This is a genomic window from Streptomyces sp. NPDC056987, assembly GCF_042673865.1.
GTDB lineage: Bacteria > Actinomycetota > Actinomycetes > Streptomycetales > Streptomycetaceae > Streptomyces.
Genome location: NZ_JBHURV010000002.1, coordinates 65411 through 82707 on the forward strand (window position 1 = coordinate 65411; position 17297 = coordinate 82707).

At 73.3% G+C, this 17297-nt stretch carries 14 protein-coding genes; 6 read left to right on the top strand and 8 right to left on the bottom strand.

Going from position 1 to position 17297, the window contains the following annotated elements:
* Positions 1-23: 23 nt before the first annotated feature.
* A complete protein-coding gene (locus ACFTZC_RS02635; RefSeq protein WP_382886154.1) occupies positions 24-596 on the bottom strand; it encodes a TetR/AcrR family transcriptional regulator in 573 nt (190 codons plus the stop codon).
* Positions 597-779: 183 nt separating this feature from the next.
* Here ACFTZC_RS02635 and ACFTZC_RS02640 point away from each other — a divergent pair, with 183 nt between their 5' ends.
* Positions 780-4397 (top strand): S41 family peptidase, encoded by a 3618-nt coding sequence (locus tag ACFTZC_RS02640; RefSeq protein ID WP_382886156.1) that lies wholly within the window; start codon positions 780-782, stop codon positions 4395-4397.
* Between the two features lie 94 nt (positions 4398-4491).
* Here the strand turns inward: ACFTZC_RS02640 and ACFTZC_RS02645 are convergent, their stop codons facing one another.
* The 4 genes from ACFTZC_RS02645 to ACFTZC_RS02660 all read right to left on the bottom strand — a co-directional run bounded on the left by ACFTZC_RS02645 (position 4492) and on the right by ACFTZC_RS02660 (position 8414).
* Positions 4492-4701 (bottom strand): hypothetical protein, encoded by a 210-nt coding sequence (locus ACFTZC_RS02645; protein WP_382886158.1) that lies wholly within the window; start codon positions 4699-4701, stop codon positions 4492-4494.
* A gap of 142 nt (positions 4702-4843) precedes the next feature.
* Positions 4844-5782 carry an SDR family oxidoreductase gene (locus tag ACFTZC_RS02650; RefSeq protein WP_382886160.1) on the bottom strand — a complete coding sequence of 313 codons (939 nt, stop codon included), beginning with the start codon at positions 5780-5782 and terminating at the stop codon, positions 4844-4846.
* On the bottom strand, positions 5779-6810 hold the full coding sequence (locus ACFTZC_RS02655; protein ID WP_382886162.1) for an alpha/beta fold hydrolase: 1032 nt from the start codon (positions 6808-6810) through the stop codon (positions 5779-5781). Before ACFTZC_RS02655 ends, ACFTZC_RS02650 begins: the two co-directional genes overlap by 4 nt.
* On the bottom strand, positions 6807-8414 hold the full coding sequence (locus ACFTZC_RS02660; protein ID WP_382886705.1) for a flavin-containing monooxygenase: 1608 nt from the start codon (positions 8412-8414) through the stop codon (positions 6807-6809). The genes ACFTZC_RS02655 and ACFTZC_RS02660 overlap by 4 nt, the downstream gene beginning before the upstream one ends.
* Before the next feature lie 106 nt (positions 8415-8520).
* On the opposite strand from ACFTZC_RS02660, the gene ACFTZC_RS02665 reads away from it, so the two are divergent.
* Positions 8521-9153: a MerR family transcriptional regulator gene (locus ACFTZC_RS02665; protein ID WP_382886707.1), complete on the top strand. Its 633-nt coding sequence runs from the start codon at positions 8521-8523 to the stop codon at positions 9151-9153.
* 37 nt (positions 9154-9190) lie between these two features.
* Here ACFTZC_RS02665 and ACFTZC_RS02670 read toward each other — a convergent pair whose 3' ends face one another.
* Positions 9191-9994 (bottom strand): exodeoxyribonuclease III, encoded by an 804-nt coding sequence (locus ACFTZC_RS02670; protein WP_382886164.1) that lies wholly within the window; start codon positions 9992-9994, stop codon positions 9191-9193.
* Between the two features lie 134 nt (positions 9995-10128).
* Here ACFTZC_RS02670 and ACFTZC_RS02675 point away from each other — a divergent pair, with 134 nt between their 5' ends.
* From ACFTZC_RS02675 to ACFTZC_RS02690, 4 genes are all read left to right on the top strand, one after another.
* Positions 10129-10530, top strand: coding sequence for a PadR family transcriptional regulator (locus ACFTZC_RS02675; RefSeq protein WP_382886166.1), 402 nt, complete (start codon positions 10129-10131; stop codon positions 10528-10530).
* Positions 10527-11570 (top strand): hypothetical protein, encoded by a 1044-nt coding sequence (locus tag ACFTZC_RS02680; protein ID WP_382886168.1) that lies wholly within the window; start codon positions 10527-10529, stop codon positions 11568-11570. Before ACFTZC_RS02675 ends, ACFTZC_RS02680 begins: the two co-directional genes overlap by 4 nt.
* A gap of 97 nt (positions 11571-11667) precedes the next feature.
* A complete protein-coding gene (locus ACFTZC_RS02685; RefSeq protein WP_382886169.1) occupies positions 11668-13635 on the top strand; it encodes a family 20 glycosylhydrolase in 1968 nt (655 codons plus the stop codon).
* Positions 13632-15311: an alpha-L-fucosidase gene (locus ACFTZC_RS02690; RefSeq protein WP_382886171.1), complete on the top strand. Its 1680-nt coding sequence runs from the start codon at positions 13632-13634 to the stop codon at positions 15309-15311. Before ACFTZC_RS02685 ends, ACFTZC_RS02690 begins: the two co-directional genes overlap by 4 nt.
* Here ACFTZC_RS02690 and ACFTZC_RS02695 read toward each other — a convergent pair.
* Together ACFTZC_RS02695 and ACFTZC_RS02700 are read right to left on the bottom strand one after the other, a co-directional pair.
* On the bottom strand, positions 15293-16429 hold the full coding sequence (locus tag ACFTZC_RS02695) for a DUF3533 domain-containing protein (protein ID WP_382886172.1): 1137 nt from the start codon (positions 16427-16429) through the stop codon (positions 15293-15295). The genes ACFTZC_RS02690 and ACFTZC_RS02695 overlap by 19 nt on opposite strands.
* A complete protein-coding gene (locus tag ACFTZC_RS02700; RefSeq protein WP_382886174.1) occupies positions 16426-17100 on the bottom strand; it encodes a TetR/AcrR family transcriptional regulator in 675 nt (224 codons plus the stop codon). Before ACFTZC_RS02700 ends, ACFTZC_RS02695 begins: the two co-directional genes overlap by 4 nt.
* Positions 17101-17297: the final 197 nt, after the last annotated feature.

Genomic DNA, 17297 nt, shown 5'->3' on the forward strand with positions numbered 1-17297 from the left:
GGTACGGGGAGGGGTGAGGCGGTTCACACACCGAGGGCGGGGAAGACCACGGAGTCCAGGTACGACTGGAGGAAGGCCGGATCGGGCGGCGCGCCCTCGACGATCTGCCGGGTGACGAAGGCGCCGACCAGCATGTGGATGAGGTACTTCACCGCCGGGTTGTCGGCGGCGATCTCGCCACGGTCCACGGCGCGCTGCACCATGTCGTGGAACGACGCGACCTCGGGCTCGATGAGGACTTCCCTCAGCGCCTGGAGGAGGTCCGGGTTGGTGTGGACGGCATGGAACAGACCCCGCATCAGCGCGGCGTCCTCCGCCATCTTGTGCTCTTCGGCCATACCGGCGAGAGCGAGGAAGTCCCCGCGCAGCGAACCGGTGTTGACCTGCCCGATGTCATGCGGCTTCGTGCACCGCATGGCGGAGGCGACCAGTTCCGGCTTGCTCCCCCACTGGCGGTAGAGGGTGGCTTTGCTGGAACGGGTGCGGGTGGCGATGGCGTCCATGGTGAGGGCGTCATAGCCGACCTCGCGCAGAAGATCGAGCACGGCGTTGTACAGCTCGGACTCTCGCTCGGGCGTGAGCCTGCCGCGTGCCACGATCGACCTCCAACGAACGAAACGGTTTCGTACAGTACGAAGATAGACCGGGGCTCAGCGAAACGGAAGAGTTTCTTTTGTGGCCTGAGCCACGCCGCCCGCACCCCACCCCTACAACCGAACGGAGTTCCGAAAGAGGCCGTCCCGGAGGCGAAGAGCGGACCCAAAGGGCAGCATTGGGGGGTGAGTGACGAGACCGCGTACCTTCGCTTCCCGCACCTTCACGACGACTCGCTGTGCTTCGTGGCCGAGGACGACCTCTGGGTCGCCCCCCTCGCGCCGCCCGGGCAACAGCCCGAGCGCGCATGGCGGGTGACCGTCGACCGCACCCGGATCGGCCATCCCCGCTTCTCGCCGGACGGCCGGCACATCGCCTACACGAACTGGCGCAGCCTCGACCCCGAGATCCATCTCGCCCCGGTGGAGGGCGGGCCCGCGCGCCGGCTCACCTACTGGGGCGCGACCGACACCCGTGTCTGCGGCTGGACGCCCCCCGACAAGAACGGCGAGGCGCAGATCCTCGCCGTCTCCTCGCACGGCCAGCCGTTCTCGTACTTCGCCTGGGCGTACAGCCTCCCCACGGACGGCTCCCCTGGCGGGGCGCTGCCCTGGGGCCCGGTGTCGGACATCGCGATCACGGACCTGCCGGTCACCGACGCCGCGCCGGGTGCGGAGCCGGACGGCGGCGAGCGCCGCACGCTCCTGCTCACGGGGAAGCCGCCGCACGAACCCGCCGCGTGGAAGCGGTACCGGGGCGGTGCCATGGGCCGGCTCTGGCTGCACGGCAAACGGCTGCTGGCGGACCTCGGCGGCCATCTCGAATGCCCGATGTTCGTCGGCGGGCGCATCGCGTTCCTCTCCGACCACGAGGGCGTCGGCAATCTCTACTCCTGCCTCCCCGACGGCACGGACCTCGCCCGCCACACGGACCACGACTCGTTCTACGCCCGCCACGCGTCGTCGGACGGGCGCCGGGTGGTCTACCAGTGCGCGGGCGACCTCTGGCTGGTCGACGCGCTGACCCCGGACTCGGTACCGCGCAAGCTGCGCGTACGGCTCGGCGGGCCGCGCGCCGGACGGCGCGGCTACCAGGTCCCCGCCTCCCGCCACATCGACGCCGTCTCCGTGGACCTGACGGGCCGGGCGAGCGCGGTCTCCGTACGCGGCAGCCTCTACTGGCTCACCCACCGCGACGGCCCGGCCCGCACGATCGCGGACACTCCGGGGGTACGGGTACGCAACCCGGTGATGCTCGGCAGCGGCGGCCAGGTCGCGTACGTCACGGACGCGGACGGCGAGGACGCGATCGAGATCGCCTACCTCCCCCGCGCGACCGGCGACCGCCCCCCGCGCCGCCTCGCCTCCGGCCGGCTGGGCCGGGTCCTGGACATGGTGGCCGACCCGGACGGCACCACCATCGCGGTCGCCGCGCACGACGGCAGGCTGCTGCTGGTCGATGTGACGGACGAGGAGGAGGGCACGGAGGCCGGGGAGGCCGCAGGGGTCGCTGAGGGTACGGACGGTACGGAGACCGGGGGCGCCGCCGAGCCGGCGGGTGCCACGAGGGTGACGGATCCCGCCGCCGAGGGTGCCGAGGACACGGACGGCGGCCCGGCGGGCGACCACGGCAGCGACGACGAGAGCGACAGCAGCTCCGAGAGCAGCGCCCCCGACCCGGAGCCCGGCGACAGCGACGACGGCAGCGGCGATGACGGCACCGGTGACAGCACCGGCGACGGCACCGACCCCGGCATCGTCACCGAGCTGATCCGCTCCATCAACGGCCCCGTCACCGATCTCGCCTTCTCTCCCGACGGCGGCTGGCTCACCTGGTCCCACCCCGGGATCGGCCGTTCGCTCCGCCAGATCAAGCTCGCCAAGATCGCCGGGAGCTTCGCCCGTACCGTCGTCGACGTCACCAACGGCCGCTTCGAGGACGAGAATCCGGTCTTCACCAGCGACGGCCGCTATCTCGCCTTCCTCTCCTGGCGCGGCTTCGACCCGGTGTACGACGTCCACACCGGCGACCTCTCCTTCCCGCTCGGCTGCCGCCCCTATCTCGTGCCCCTCTCCTCCGCCACCCCCTCCCCCTTCGCGCTCTCCCCGGACGGCCGGCCGGCCGCCGGCGGGCTCGATCCGCTCGGCGGGGAGCTGGTCGGCGGGGGCGACGGGGCGGTCGCGGTGACCGTGGAGGTCGAGGGGCTCGCGGACCGGGTGACGCCGTTCCCCGTCACCGCCTCCAAGTACTCCGCCCTGCACCCCGTCAGCGGCGGCGGCCTCGTCTGGCTGCGCTGGCCGATCTCCGGGGCGCTCGGCGAGACCTTCGCCAACCCCGCCGACATGTCGGGCCGCCCCACCCTCGAACACTTCGACATCGTCCGGGCCCGCAAGAGCGAACTCGTCGCCCACCTCGACTGGTTCGCGCCCAGCGGTGACGGCACCCGCCTCGTCGTCGTGGACGACGGCGAGCTGCGCGCCGTACCCGCGACCGAGCTCGGCGACCTCGACTCGACGGTCTTCCTCGATCCGCGCCGGATCCTGCACGACGTCGACCCGGAGGCCGAGTGGCGGCAGGCGTACGACGAGGCGGGCCGCATCATCCGGGCGTTCTTCTGGGAGCCGGGGATGTGCGGCATCGACTGGGAAGGGGTCCTCGACCAGTACCGTCCGCTGGTCGAACGGGTCGCCTCCCCCGACGAGTTCGCCGATCTGCTCCGCGAGGTCCTCGGCGAACTGGGCACCTCGCACGCGTACGTCACCCCCGCCCGCCGCGACGAGGGCCCGGCGCACTACCAGCGCCCCATGGGCCTGCTCGGCGCCAACCTCGTCCGCAGGGACGGGGACTGGATGATCAAGCGCATCCTGCCCGGCGACTCCTCGGACTCCAAGGCCCGTTCCCCGCTGGCCGGTACGGGGATCCGCGAGGGCGCCGTCCTCACCCATGTCGACGGCCGCCCCGTCGACCCGGTGACCGGCCCCTATCCGCTGCTCGCCGCCGCCGGGGGCACCACGGTCGAGCTGACCTTCCGGCCCGCCGAACGCGAGGGCTCGCCCGCCGTCCACGAGAGCCGGCCCCGCCGGGTCGCCGTCGTCCCGCTGATCGACGAACGGCCGCTGCGCTACCAGGACTGGGTGGCCAAGCGCCGCGAGGTCGTACGGGAGATCAGCGGCGGCCGGTGCGGCTACCTCCACATCCCGGACATGGGCGGCTCCGGCTGGGCCCAGTTCAACCGGGACCTGCGCCTGGAGGTCTCCCGCCCCGCGCTGATCGTGGACGTACGGGGCAACGCGGGCGGCCACATCAGCGAACTCGTCGTGGAGAAGCTGACCCGCCGCATCATCGGCTGGGACCTGACCCGCGACGCGCAGCCCGTCTCGTACGCCTCCAACGCCCCGCGCGGTCCGGTCGTGGCGCTCGCGGACGAGGCGACGGCCTCCGACGGCGACATGATCACGGCGGCGTTCCGGCTGCTCGACCTGGGTCCGGTGGTCGGCCAGCGCACCTGGGGCGGGGTGGTCGGCATGACGGGCCGGCACCGGCTCTGCGACGGGACGGTGATCACGGTGCCGATGAACGCCGCCTGGTTCGACGCGTACGGCTGGTCCGTCGAGAACCGTGGCGTGGAGCCGGACGTCGAGGCGCTGCGCACCCCGCTCGACTGGGCGGAGGGGCGGCACGCGCAGCTCGACGACGCGGTGTGGATGGCGCTGGACCTGCTGGCCGGACACCCCGCCTCGACCCCGCCGGGGTACGGGGCGGTCCCCGACCTGCGCCGTCCGAAGCTGCCGCCCCGCAGCTGAGCCGCACGCACCGAATGAGCTGAGCCGCACGGGCCGAACGGCGAAAGAGGCGCACCCGGCGGGCCGGGTGCGCCTCTCCTCCTCTCCCACCGGTTCAGGAGTCGAAGGGGTCGTCCATCTCGTCACGCGTGTCCTGCGCCCTGTCCTGCGCCTTGTCCCGGGCCCGGTCGCCCGCGTCCCGCGCACGGTCCCCGGCGTCGGAGGCACGGTCGGAGGCGTCGTCCCGGTTGCCCGCCGCCTTCGCTTCCTTCGCCTGGTCGGCGAGTTGCTGCGCCTTGTCCTTGAACTGGTCGGCAATGCCCATGGAATGTCACTCCTGAAAAGGAAGAATCTGGGTGGGGAGGCGCCCAGGTGGGGCCTCGACCAGACTGACACGCCCGGACATTAGCCGCATTTCGGTATTTCGCTATTCCGCTGTTCCGCTATTCCGCTGGTCCGCTATTTCCTTACGCTCCGTGCGCGCCCCCGGCGGCGCGGCGCCCCCGTGCCGCCTCGTCGGCCGCCCCTCCCGCGCCCACCAGCCCCTGCCCCATCTCCGCCAGGCGTGGCCCGAAGCGCCGCAGTTCGCGCCCGGCGCCCCGCGCGATCACTCCGGGCAGGTACCCCCGTACGGGCTGTGTCCCGCGCAGCCACCACTGCGCGTACACATGCGGCGCGCGGCGCTCTATCCCGGCGACGATCCGGTCCACGGCGGGGCCCGGCGGATACGTACGGTTCGCCGGCCACGGCAGCCGCTGCCGCAGCTCGCGCAGTACGGTCTCCCGGTCCGCGCCGCGCACCATGTCGGTGTCGGTCCAGGACAGGTAGCCGACGCCGACCCGGACGCCCTGGTGGGCGACCTCGGCGCGCAGGCAGTGCGCGAACGCCTCGGCTCCGGACTTGGAGGCGCAGTACGCGCTCATCATCGGCGCCGGGACGATCGCGGCGAGCGACGCGATCTGCAGGAAGTAGCCGTGGCTGCGCCGGAGCGCGGGCAGGAAGGCGCGCGCCGTCACCGCGCCGCCGATCAGATTCACCTCGATCACGCGCCGCCACGCGTCCGGGTCGGAGCCGTCGACCGGGCCCCCGGCCGCCACACCCGCGTTGGCGACGACGATGTCCACCCGCCCGAAGCGCTCACCGGCCTCCCGGGCGACCCGGGCCATCGCCGCGTCGTCGGTGACATCGGCGTACCAGTGGGCGCACTCGGTGTGCAGCCGGCCCGCGACCGCCTTCAGCTCGTCCGCCTCCAGGCCGACGAGCGCCACCTTGGCGCCGCGCGCGGAGAGCTTGCGGGCGAGGAGTTCCCCGACGCCGCGCGCCGCGCCGGTGACGACGGCGACCTGCCCGTCGAGCCGGCCGGCGGACCCGCCCTTCGTGACCTTCATACCCCTCGTACCCCTCATGTGACGGTCTCCTTCTCCGGACCCAGGTACGTGGTGACCAGTGCGCGGATCGCGGCGGTGACGGCCTCCGGCGCCTCCACGGGCGTCATGTGCCCGACCCCGGTGAGCACGGTGAGCCCGGTGCAGTCGGGCAGCAGAGCGGCGAGCGCGCGGGCGCGGACGGGCGGGGTGAGCCGGTCGTCGGCGCCCGCGACGACGGCGGCGGGCACGCGCAACTCCCGCGCCTCGGCGTCGAGATCGAGCTCCCCGAGCACCCGCGCCCAGGCGACCCGGACCGCGCGCGGGCACGCGTGCACCAGGCGGGCGCACTCCGCGACGCGTTCCGGCGCGGCGCCCGGCCCCATCGTCCCGTACCGCAGCAGCTTCCTGGAGAGCGGTGTGACGGGCCCCAGCGGGAGGGCGGAGCCGAGCAGGCCCCCGGTGATCCGGGTACGCAGGGCGCCGGCGGGCAGCGGCAGCACCCGGGCGTCCGGGACCAGCCGCGAACTGCCCGTACCGCAGAGCAGGACGGCGGCGGCGTGCTCCCGGAAGGCGGGGCGGCGGGCGGCGGCCATCAGCGTCATGCCGCCCATGGAGTGCCCGGCGAGCACGGCGCGCTCCCCCGGTGCGAGGGTGCGGCGGAGCACGGCCTCCAGATCGTCGGCGAGGGCGCCGGTGGAGTAGCCGGCGGGGTGCGCGGGGGCGGGCACCGCCGAACGGCCGTGGCCGCGCTGGTCGTAGACGATCACCCGGTGGTCGGCGGCCAGGTCCGCGAGTTGCGCGGCCCAGAAGCGGACCGAGCAGGTCCAGCCGTGGCAGAGGACGACCGCCGGCCGGCCGTCCTCGCCGTGGACCTCGACGTGGATACGGGTGCCGTCGGCGGAGACGGCGGACCGTTCGCGCTCCCGGTGCGGCGCAGGCCCGCGGCGCGGCTCCCGCTCCCCGTCCGCCTCCCGTATTCGGCGCGGTTCCGGCTCCCCGTACGCCTCCCGTATTCGGCGCGGCTCCCGCTCCCCGTACGCCCCCCGTATTCGGCGCGGTCGGCTCATCGCGTGGCCTCCTCGGTCGGCCTGGTCGGCGTCGTCACGGCCCGCCCGCCGGGGCCGGCGGCATCAGCCACCCCGCCCGGCCCCGGACCGGGTCGGATCACCTCGTACTCGGCGAGATCGACCTCCCGCGTGGCGCGCCGGAACTCGCCCGGGGTGCCCGGCCACAGGGTGGTGTTGCGGCCGCCCGCGTCCAGGTACCAGCTCGAACAGCCGCCGGTGCTCCACACCGTGCGGCGCAGGCGCTCCTGCACCCGCCGGTTCCAGGCGGTCACGGCGGCCGGGCGCGGCGTCAGCGCGGCTCCCCGCCCGCCCAGCGCGTCGAGCTGTCGCAGGTAGTCGGCCATGTAGGCGAGTTGGGCCTCGATCATCAGGATCATCGAGGAGTTGCCGAGGCCGGTGTTGGGGCCGATGATCGTCATCCAGTTGGGGAACCCGGCGGCGGTCGCGCCGCGCAGCGACGCCATGCCGTCCTTCCACCACTCCGCCAGCGTCCGGCCGTCCGCGCCCACCACCCGTTCGGTGACCGGCAGGTCGGTGACGTGGAAGCCGGTCCCGAAGACGATCGCGTCGGCCGCCGCCTCCGTACCGTCCGCCGCGACCAGCGTGGAGCCGCGCACCTCGGTCAGCCCGGAGGCGACGAGATCCACGTTGGGGCGGGCGAGCGCCGGATAGTAGGCGCTGGAGAGCAGGATGCGCTTGCAGCCGATGCGGTACGAGGGCGTCAGCTTCGCCCGGAGCACCGGGTCCTTGACCGCCCGGGCGATGTTGGCCCGGGCGAGGGACTCGACGAGCCCGAGTTGGTTCGGGTGCTTGGTGAAGGCCTGCACCTGAAGCTCCCTGATGCCCCGGAGGACCGAGCGCCGCACCGTCCCGGTGAAGGGCAGGCCCCGGTGCAGGGCCCGCTCGGCGCCGGTGATCGCGCGGTCGGCGCGCGGCATCACCCAGGCCGGCGTCCGCTGGAACAGCGTCAGCCTCGCCACGTCGGGCTGGATGGCGGGCACGATCTGGATCGCCGAGGCGCCGGTGCCGACCACGGCGACGCGCTTGCCGCGCAGGTCGTAGCCGTGGTCCCAGCGCGCCGAGTGGAAGACCTTCCCGGGGAAGCCGTCGAGCCCGGGGACCGCGGGGACCTTCGGGTCGGAGAGCGCCCCGGTCGCGGAGACGACGACATCCGCGGTGAGGGTCCCCCGGGAGGTCTCGATCTCCCAGTGCCGGGCGTCGCCGTCCCAGCGCATCAGCCGCACCTCGTGGCCCAGGCGCAGATGGGGCCGGAGCCCGAAGGTGTCCGCGACATGCTCCAGGTACGCCCTGATGTGGCGCTGCCCGGAGAAGGTGCGCGGCCAGTCGGGGTTGGGCGCGAAGGAGAACGAGTAGAGGTGCGAGGGTACGTCGCAGGCGCACCCCGGATACTCGTTGTCCCGCCAGGTCCCGCCGACGGAGCCGGCGCGCTCCAGGACGACGAAGTCGGTGATCCCCTCCCGGCGCAGCCGGACGGCGGCCCCGAGCCCGCCGAATCCGGATCCGATCACGGCCACCCGTACGTGCCGGCGCTCGTCGTGCCCGTCCACGGCCACCCTCCGATCCCACGCCACCGCGCCAGCGATCACTGGCACGATGGTGAGGGTAGAGCAGTCGGCTACTCATGGGTAGGGGCCGGACCACAGCAAGTTACCGGCGGTACGTCCTAAGCTGCCCGGCATGGAATACCGCATGGAGGAGCTGGCCCGCGCCGCGGGCATCACGGTGCGCACCGTGCGCTTCTACCGCGAGCGGGGCCTGCTCCCGGCACCCCGGCGCGAGGGCCGGATCGCCTGGTACGACGACCACCACCTGGCCCGGCTCCGCACCATCGCGGCGCTCCTGGAGCGCGGCCACACCCTGACCGGGATCGCGGACCTCGCCACCACCTTCGAGAGCGGACGCGACGTCGGCGAGGTCCTCGGCCTCGGCCCCGGCGAACCGACGGAGGAGACCCCGGTACGGCTCTCCCCGGAGGAACTGGCCGACCACTTCGGGGACGGGGTCACCCCGGAGAACCTGGCGACGGCGCTGGAACTCGGCTATCTGGCCATAGACGGCGACGAGATCGTCCACATCAGCCGCCGCCTGCTGGACGCCTCCTCGGCCCTGGTCCGCGAGGGAGTCCCCCTCGCGGCGGTCCTGGCGGCGGCCCGCGAGGTCCGTGCCCACGCGGACGCGATGGCCGACCTCTTCGCGACGGTCCTCCGCACCCACGCCCCCGCCTCGGACCCGGCGAAGCTGCGCCCGCTGGCGCGGAGCGTGGTGGAGGCGGAGCTGTCGATGGCCCTGGACCGCCGCCTGCGCCCGGCGCGGCCCGACTGAGCCACGGATCCCGGCCTGGACGGGGAGCGACGTACGGCTACAGGTCGTACACCGCCGTCACCGGCGCATGGTCGCTCCACCGCTCCGCGTGGCTCGCGGCCCGCTCCACGTACGCCTTCACCGCGCGGCCGGCCAGCCCCGGCGTCGCGACGTGGTAGTCGATGCGCCAGCCCGAGTCGTTGTCGAAGGCGCGGCCACGGTAGGACCACCAGGAGTACGGGCCCTCCTGGTCCGGGTGGAGCGCGCGCACCACGTCGACGTACCCCGCGCCCGGCTCCTCGAAGACCTGGGTCAGCCAGGCGCGCTCCTCGGGGAGGAAGCCGGAGGCCTTGCGGTTGGCCTTCCAGTTCTTGAGGTCGGCCTCCCGGTGGGCGATGTTCCAGTCGCCGCAGACGACCACCTCGCGCCCGTCGGCCGCCGCGCGCTCACGCAGCCCCTCCAGGTACGGCAGGAACGCGTCCATGAAGCGGATCTTCTCGTCCTGCCGCTCGGTGCCGACCTCACCCGACGGCAGGTAGAGGCTCGCGACCGTGATCCCGGGCAGATCGATCTCCGCGTACCGCCCGCTCGCGTCGAACTCCGCACTGCCGAAGCCGATCCGGGTCGCGTCCGGCTCCCGGCGCGAGTAGAGCGAGACCCCGGCGCGCCCCTTGGCGGTGGCGGGCGCGTGCAACGCGTGCCAGCCGTCGGGCGCCCGTACGTCGTCGGGGAGCTGGTGGGGCTCCGCCCGTACCTCCTGGAGGCAGACCACATCGGCGGAGGTGGCCGCGAGCCATTCCACGAAGCCCTTCTTCGCGGCGGCGCGGAGCCCGTTCACGTTCACGCTGGTCACGGTGTACAAAACATCATCTTCCGTCGCACAGAACAGGCGGGCAGCCTACCCCGTCCCCCTCCACACCCCCTCTGCTAGTCTGAATTCGAACTAGTCGACTTACGCGTCTACTCGACAACGGGACAAGGACGACGGGAGGCCGCATGCCCGGGAAACCGGTGGACTGGCAGGCAGGCTGGCTGCGCGGCGCGCTCGAACTCGCCCTCGCCGCCGTCCTCGCGGAGGGCGACGGCCACGGCTACGCGCTGGCCCAGCGGCTGGACGAACACGGCTTCGGCAAGGTCAAGGGCGCCGCGCTCTACCCGGTGCTGGGCCGGATGGAGCGGGACGGCGTGGTGAGCGCCAACTGGGAGCCGGGGGAGGGCGGTCCCGGCCGGAAGGTGTACGCACTCACCCCCGCCGGCCGGAAGCGGCTCGGGGAGCAGCGGGCGGAGTGGGCCCGGTTCTCGGTGCTCATGGACGGACTGCTGACGCAGGCACCGGACGCACCACCCACATGGCACACATCGCAGGCACCGGAGCGATCGCTTCAGGAGGAACGATGACCGAGACGTACAGCACGACGGCAGAGCAGTGGTCCGACCGGCTGGAGTACCGGCTGGCGGGTCGGCCCGGCATGAACCGCGCCACGATCACCGAGATACTCGACGAGGTCACCGCGCACTGCGCCGAGACCGGCCTGCACCCCGAGGAGGCGTTCGGCCCGCCCGACGAGTTCGCCGTCCAGGCGGCCCGCGACCGGGTGCCGGTCGAGGAGCGGGCGCGGCGCGACTGGGCCTTCCGGTCGCCCTCGTACTACTGGTCCACCGGTCTGATCGCCGTCACCGGCATGCTGGCGCTCTTCGCCGTCTTCACCCTCGTCGATACGGGCCTCTGGTTCGACGTGACGGTGTCCGGGCTGAGCGGCATCGCGCTGATCGTCGCCGCCTCGCAGCTCTGCTGGCTCACCCTGGGGCGGCACGCCGACGGGCGGCTGCGGGGCGCCGCCGTCGCCGGTGGCGGCGCCGCCGTGCTGGTGGTGGGGGCCGCGCTCGCCTTCCTCTCGCTGCCGGACGACCGGCTCACCCGCTTCCCGACCCTGGCGCTGCTCCCGGTCTGCGTGGCGCTGCACGCCCTGACCGTACGGCTCAGGCCCGAGGACGACGGGTCCGCCTCCGCGTCGCCCGAGCCCGCCGACCCCACCGACCCCGAGCAGTGGCTGCGCCGGCTCGAAGCGCTACTGCGGGGGCGCCACAAGCTGCCGCGCCGCCGGGCCGCCGAGCTGGTCGCCGAGGCCCGTGACCACCTTGCCGTGAGCGGGAGTTCACCGGCGGAGGAGTTCGGTTCCGTGGCGGTGTACGCGCTCCGGCTGGCCGAGCACGCGGGCCCCCGCGCCTGGTGGTCGCGCTCCGCCTGGGTGGAGTCGGCCCTCACCGCGGTCGTCCTCACCGTCTGGGCGGTCCGGCTCTACCAGGGTGACACCGGCTGGGTGTTCTGGGTCGTCACCGCGCTGCTGGCCGCCGCCGGACTGATCCGCGCCGTGGCGGCGCTGACGGACCGGCCGTCGAACAAGCCGTCAGGTAAGAACGAGAGGTCAGGCACGTAGCCGGACCAGCGGCCAACTTGAGGGCGAGCAGCGGAGCATCAGCCACCTCCGAGGGGTACACATCGGATGACCTGATTCCCCAGGAGGTGCCGTATCCATGCTCCACCGTGCCAGAGCAACATCCGCCTCATCAAAGATCCGAGGGATAGCGCGGCTCACCGGGGTCCTCGTGACAGCACTGCTGCTGGTCACGGGGATCGCGCCCGCCGCACCCGCCGCGCCGTCCGCCTCCGAGGCCGAAGCCGCCACCAGGGCCACCGCTCCCCGTACCGTCCCCGCCCTCACCAACTGGACCGCGCAGTCCGGTGAGTTCACCTTCACCGGCGCCACCCGGCTCGTCGTCCCCCCGGGCGACGCCGCCGCCCGCCGCACCGCCGACACCCTCGCCGAGGACCTCGGCGCCGCGGGCCGGGGCACCGTCCCCGTCGCCGCCGTACGGGGCAGCGGCCGCCCCGGGGACATCCTGATCGCGACCGACCCCGGGCGGGGCGGCACCCTGGGGGCCGAGGGATACGAACTCGGCGTCACCGACCGGGTCCGGATCACCGGAGCCACCGCCGCCGGCGCCTTCTACGGCACCCGCACCGTGCTCCAGCTCCTCGCCACCGCCGACCGCGTCCCCGCGGGCCACACCGTCGACGTACCCGCGTACAAGGAGCGGGGCGTGGGCGTCTGCGCCTGCTACATCCACATCACCCCGGACTGGCTGGAGAACCTGGTCCGCGACATGGCGTACCTGAAGCTCAACCAGCTGCTGCTGGAGCTGAAGGTGAAGAGCGACAGCCACCCGGAGGCCAACACCTGGGGCTACTACACCAAGGACGAGATACGGCGGCTCGTCGCGCTCGGCGACCGCTACCACATCACGATCGTCCCGGAGATCAACTCCCCCGGCCACATGGACCCGTGGATCGAGCGCCGCCCCGATCTCCAGCTCACCGACTCCGACGGCGCCGCCCAGCCCTCGCGCCTCGACGTCACCAGCCCGGCCGCCTTCTCCTACTACACCAGCCTCATGGACGAGTACGCCGAGGTCTTCACCGCGCCCGTCTGGCACATGGGCGCGGACGAGTACATGCTCGGCTCCGACTTCGCGAAGTACCCGCACATCCTGGAGTACGCGCGCCGCCAGTACGGCCCCACCGCCACCCCGCAGGACGCCTTCATCGACTTCGTCAACCGCGTCCAGGACTACGCGGCCGACCGCGGCAAACGCCTGCGGATCTGGAACGACGGACTGACCGGCGACCACACCGTCCCCGTCGCCGCGGGCACCACCGTCGAGCACTGGCTCAACGTCAGGACCAAGCCCAGCGAACTCCTCGCCCAGGGCTATCCGCTCATGAACGCCTCGTACTCCCTCTACCTCATCCGCGGCGGCTTCCACATGAACACCGCCTCCCTGTACGAGCAGGGCTGGGACCCGCGCAGCTTCGAGGGCGAGAAGGTCGCCTCCACCGCCGGGATCACCGGCGCGAAGATCAGCCTCTGGCCCGACAACGGTCGCGGCGAGACCGAGAACGAGGTCGCCGCAGGGATGTTCCTGCCGCTGCGCTACATCGCCCAGACCACCTGGGGCGTCCCGCGCCCCGACCCGAGTTACGCCGAGTTCACCGCCCGCGCGAATGCCCTCGGGTACGCGCCGGGCCACACCGACCTCACCCGCCCGCCGCTGCCCGACGGCACCTACGCGCTGCGCGACGCGGCCGGGCAACTGCCCGCCACCGCCCGCCGGATCACCCGTACGGCCGACGGCTACGTCACCCTCACCGACCCCGCCACGGGCCGGTGCGCGGAGACCAGGAGCGGCAAGCTGACCCTCAACACCCCGCTGGAGCCGGGCAGTCAGGTCACCCAGGAGGTCTGCTCCGCCGCCAACACCCTGCAGCGCTGGCAACTGGTCCCGGCGCCGGGCGGGTTCCACCTCACCAACGCGATCACCCGGATGTCCGTCGTCCTCACCGCCGACGGAAGGTGGGTCCAGTACCCGCCGGACCAGCGCCCGCCCACCGTCTGGACCGCCACCGCCGCCACGGCGCAGCAGCAGAAGGGAAACCGCTCATGACCCTCGGAAGACGCCCGTTCGTCGCGGGCCTCGGCGCACTCGGCGCGGCCGGCGCGCTCGCCGGGGAGACCCTCCTCCCGTACGCGACCGCACACGCGACCACGCACGCGACCGCGGCCCCCCGCCGTACCCTCGCCGACGAGACGGCCTCCCGCGTCCCCGTCGGCCCCGGCGACACCCCCGACCAGCTCGTGGCGAAGGCGGCCGGCCTGCGCCCCACCGAGCGCCAGATAGCGTGGCAGCGGCTGGAGCGGACCGCGTTCCTGCACTTCGGCGTGAACACCTTCACCGGCCTCGAATGGGGCACCGGCGACGAGGACCCCGACGTCTTCCAGCCCGTCGGCCTGGACACCGACCAGTGGGCGCGCACCCTGCGCGACGGCGGCTTCTCGCTCGCCATCCTCACCGTCAAGCACCACGACGGGTTCGTTCTCCACCCCACCCGCTACACCGGCCACAGCGTCGCCTCCAGCACCTGGGAGGCGGGCCGCGGCGATGTGCTGCGCTCCTTCGCGGACTCGATGCGCGCCCACGGCATCAAGGTCGGCGTGTACATCTCCCCCGCCGACGAGAACCAGTACCTGCACGGCGTCTACGCCAACGGCAGCGCCCGCACCCCCCGCGCCATCCCCACCCTGGTGGACGGCGACGACCGCGCCGGACAGGACGGCTCCCCGGCCCCGGGGCTCCCCGTCTTCCGGCTCCCCGCCACCGACTACGGCGCCCATATGCTCAACCACCTCTACGAGGTGCTCACCGAGTACGGTCCCGTGGACGAGGTCTGGTTCGACGGCGCCCAGGGCCGTATCCCGCCCGAGCACGTCGAGGTCTACGACTGGGACAGCTGGTACGAGCTGATCCGCGCCCTCGCCCCGCAGGCGGCCGTCGCCGTCTCCGGGCCCGATGTCCGCTGGGTCGGCAACGAGGGCGGCTCGGCCCGCGAGAACGAGTGGAGCACCGTCCCCGTCAAGGCGGTGGCCAACGGCCGTACGGACTTCGCCCTCTCGTACGACACCCCCGACCAGGGCAGCCGCGACGCCCTGGTCCGGGCCCGGCCGAACAGCGACTTCCTGCAGTGGTGGCCCGCCGAGTGCGATGTGTCGATCCGCCCCGGCTGGTTCTTCCACGCGGACGAACGCCCCAAGACGGCCCGGCAGCTCACCGACCTCTACTTCCAGTCGGTCGGCCGCAACGCGGTCCTCCTGCTGAACATTCCGCCCGACCGGCGCGGCCAGTTCGACCCGGCGGACGTGGCGGCCCTCAGCGCCTTCGCCGACCGCGTACGCCGCGAACTCCCCGAGGACCTGGCCCGGCGCGCCCGGGCCGGCGGCGACGGCACCGACCCCGGCCGGGCCGTCGACGGCGACCCGGACACCTCCTGGACGGCCCCGGCACCGTCCACCGGGACGCTCACCCTGGACCTGGGCGGCCCGACGGCCGTCGACCGGATCCGGCTGGCCGAGAACATCCGCCACGGCCAGCAGATCGAACGGGCCGTGGTGGAGGCCGAGTTGTCCAACGGCTGGACGGAGGTCACCCGTACGGGCACGATCGGCGCCAGCCGTATCCTGCTGCTGCCCGCCCCGGTCACCGCCCGGCGCTGGCGGCTGCGCGTCCTCGCCTCCCGGCAGCAGGCCCGCATCGCCGAGTTCGGCCTCTACCGCTCCACGCTCTGACCGCTCACCGCGTCCGCCCGGTCCGCCACCCCGGCAGGCTCCGTGGTCTCCACGGCCTGCCCGCCCCGGTGGCGGGCCGAGGCGAGCACGGCGACAGCGGTCCCGGCCACCGCGTAGGCGGCCAGCACCCAAAGCGGTCCCGCGAGGGCGTTGCCGGAGAAGTACACGGTGTTGCGCACGGCGGTGGTGCCCGCCCCGGTGGGGATGTAGTCACCGATGGCCCGCCAGAACGGCGGCAGCAGCGAGTTCGGGAACGCGCCACCCGCGCTGGGATTGCCCAGGACGACGAAGACGAGGATCGTCACACCGATCCCGACGATGCCCAGCAGGACCTGGAGTGCGACGGTGGCCGCCGCCGCGGCGAAGACGGTCAGCGCGCCGATCGCCCAGAGCTGCACGAAGTGGCCGTCCAGCGCCCCGAGCACGGGCCCCGCGATCAGGGCGCCGCCCAGCCCGGAGACCACCGCGTACACCGCCAGGACGCCGAGCCTGACGACCGTACGGTGGAGGTTGGCCGGCCGGGCCCCGGAGGCGACACCGAGGATGGCCGCGGCGAGATAGCCGCCCACGATCCAGCCGATGGCCAGGTAGAACGAGGAGAGACCGCGCCCGTCGCCCGCCGCGGGCGGCAGGATGTCCTCGGTCGTGACCGTACGGTTCTGCGCCACGTCGGCCTGCTCGATGATCTGGGTGACCGCGGTGGAGACGGCGGGCCCGCCCGCGGACGCCACGAGCAGCCTGTCCTCGGTGCCCTGCGGGTTCACGAGGAGGACGGCGTCGACGGTGCGGTCGTGGATCAGCGCGCGCCCGGCGGCCTCGTCCGCGGCGGTGCGCGGTGCGAGGGGTTCGCCGTCCAGGGCGCCCAGCCGGTCGACGGTCCCCGCGGCGACCTGGCCCGGCGCCACGACGGCGAGGGGGATCCGGTGCGGGGAGGGCGCGTGGAAGGCCCCGATGTACGACAGGATGAACGCGAGCTGGAGGACCAGCCCCCCGACGACGAGCAGCACACCGCGCGCGCTGAGCGCGTCCCGCAGCTCGCCGGCGAACCCGCGGGACGGCGCGGCGCCGGATATGGATGGACCCGACATCTCAGACGGCTCGGCCTGCTTGGTGCTCATCGCTCGGGGGTTCCTTCGGAATCGTTCGGGTGGGGGGTGTCCGCCGCCGTGGTCAGGGCGCGGACGAGGTACGGGGCGATCCGCCGCGACAGCCCCTCGGTCCGCCGGAGCCCCTGCGCCCCCGGGACGGACGCGGGGGTCCCCGCCGACCCGAGGGCGCTGATGCCCTTGAACAGGGCGATGAGCAGCCGGGCCCCGTCGGCGGCGTCGATCGTGGGGCGCAGCTCGGTCCTGGCCAGGGTCTCCGTGATCATTCCGGCCACGCCCTGGACCAGGCGTTCCTCGTGGAGGGCGAGCAGCTCGGCCACGGCAGGGGTGCGGGCCGCGTGCAGCGTGAACTCCATGGAGACGAGGAACCACTGCCGCTGCCGGTCGGCCCGGTCCGCCAGGTAGGCCAGCAGCCCGTCGACCAGGTCCTCGCCCGGGTCCAGCCGCGCGGCCTCGGCCCGCAGGTCCATCAGCAGGCGGTCGGCCTGCGCGTCGTACAGCGCGAGGAACAGCTCTTCCTTGTCGCGGTAGTTGGAGTAGAAGGCGCCCCGGGTGAGACCGGCGCGCTCGACGATGTCGCTGATGGAGGTGGCGTGGAAGCCGCGCTCCGTGAAGAGGGCCAGCGCGCTGTCGGTCAGCGAGGCCACCGTCACGGGGCGGCGTTTGGTCGGTGACTTCGGCATGGAAGGGACCCTCTCTCGCGCTCCGGCCAACGGATACATCATGTATCCGATACGCCATGTATGCAAAATGAGCCCGCACACGCCTCGCCCGCACATGCCGGAGGCCCGGCCCCGCGGTGTGAACCGCCGGGCCGGGCCTCCGGGTGTGACGTCAGTGGTTGGCGACGCCGTTCCCGGACAGGACCGGGATGTCGTCG

What these genes read in the sequence shown, in the direction of transcription:
- ACFTZC_RS02645 (WP_382886158.1), bottom strand. Translation starts at nt 4,701, where the DNA reads ATGGGCATTGCCGACCAGTTCAAGGACAAGGCGCAGCAACTCGCCGAC.
- ACFTZC_RS02650 (WP_382886160.1), bottom strand. Translation starts at nt 5,782, where the DNA reads ATGAGGGGTACGAGGGGTATGAAGGTCACGAAGGGCGGGTCCGCCGGC.
- ACFTZC_RS02655 (WP_382886162.1), bottom strand. Translation starts at nt 6,810, where the DNA reads ATGAGCCGACCGCGCCGAATACGGGGGGCGTACGGGGAGCGGGAGCCG.
- ACFTZC_RS02665 (WP_382886707.1), top strand. Translation starts at nt 8,521, where the DNA reads ATGGAGGAGCTGGCCCGCGCCGCGGGCATCACGGTGCGCACCGTGCGC.
- ACFTZC_RS02675 (WP_382886166.1), top strand. Translation starts at nt 10,129, where the DNA reads ATGCCCGGGAAACCGGTGGACTGGCAGGCAGGCTGGCTGCGCGGCGCG.
- ACFTZC_RS02680 (WP_382886168.1), top strand. Translation starts at nt 10,527, where the DNA reads ATGACCGAGACGTACAGCACGACGGCAGAGCAGTGGTCCGACCGGCTG.
- ACFTZC_RS02685 (WP_382886169.1), top strand. Translation starts at nt 11,668, where the DNA reads ATGCTCCACCGTGCCAGAGCAACATCCGCCTCATCAAAGATCCGAGGG.
- ACFTZC_RS02690 (WP_382886171.1), top strand. Translation starts at nt 13,632, where the DNA reads ATGACCCTCGGAAGACGCCCGTTCGTCGCGGGCCTCGGCGCACTCGGC.
- ACFTZC_RS02695 (WP_382886172.1), bottom strand. Translation starts at nt 16,429, where the DNA reads ATGAGCACCAAGCAGGCCGAGCCGTCTGAGATGTCGGGTCCATCCATA.
- ACFTZC_RS02700 (WP_382886174.1), bottom strand. Translation starts at nt 17,100, where the DNA reads ATGCCGAAGTCACCGACCAAACGCCGCCCCGTGACGGTGGCCTCGCTG.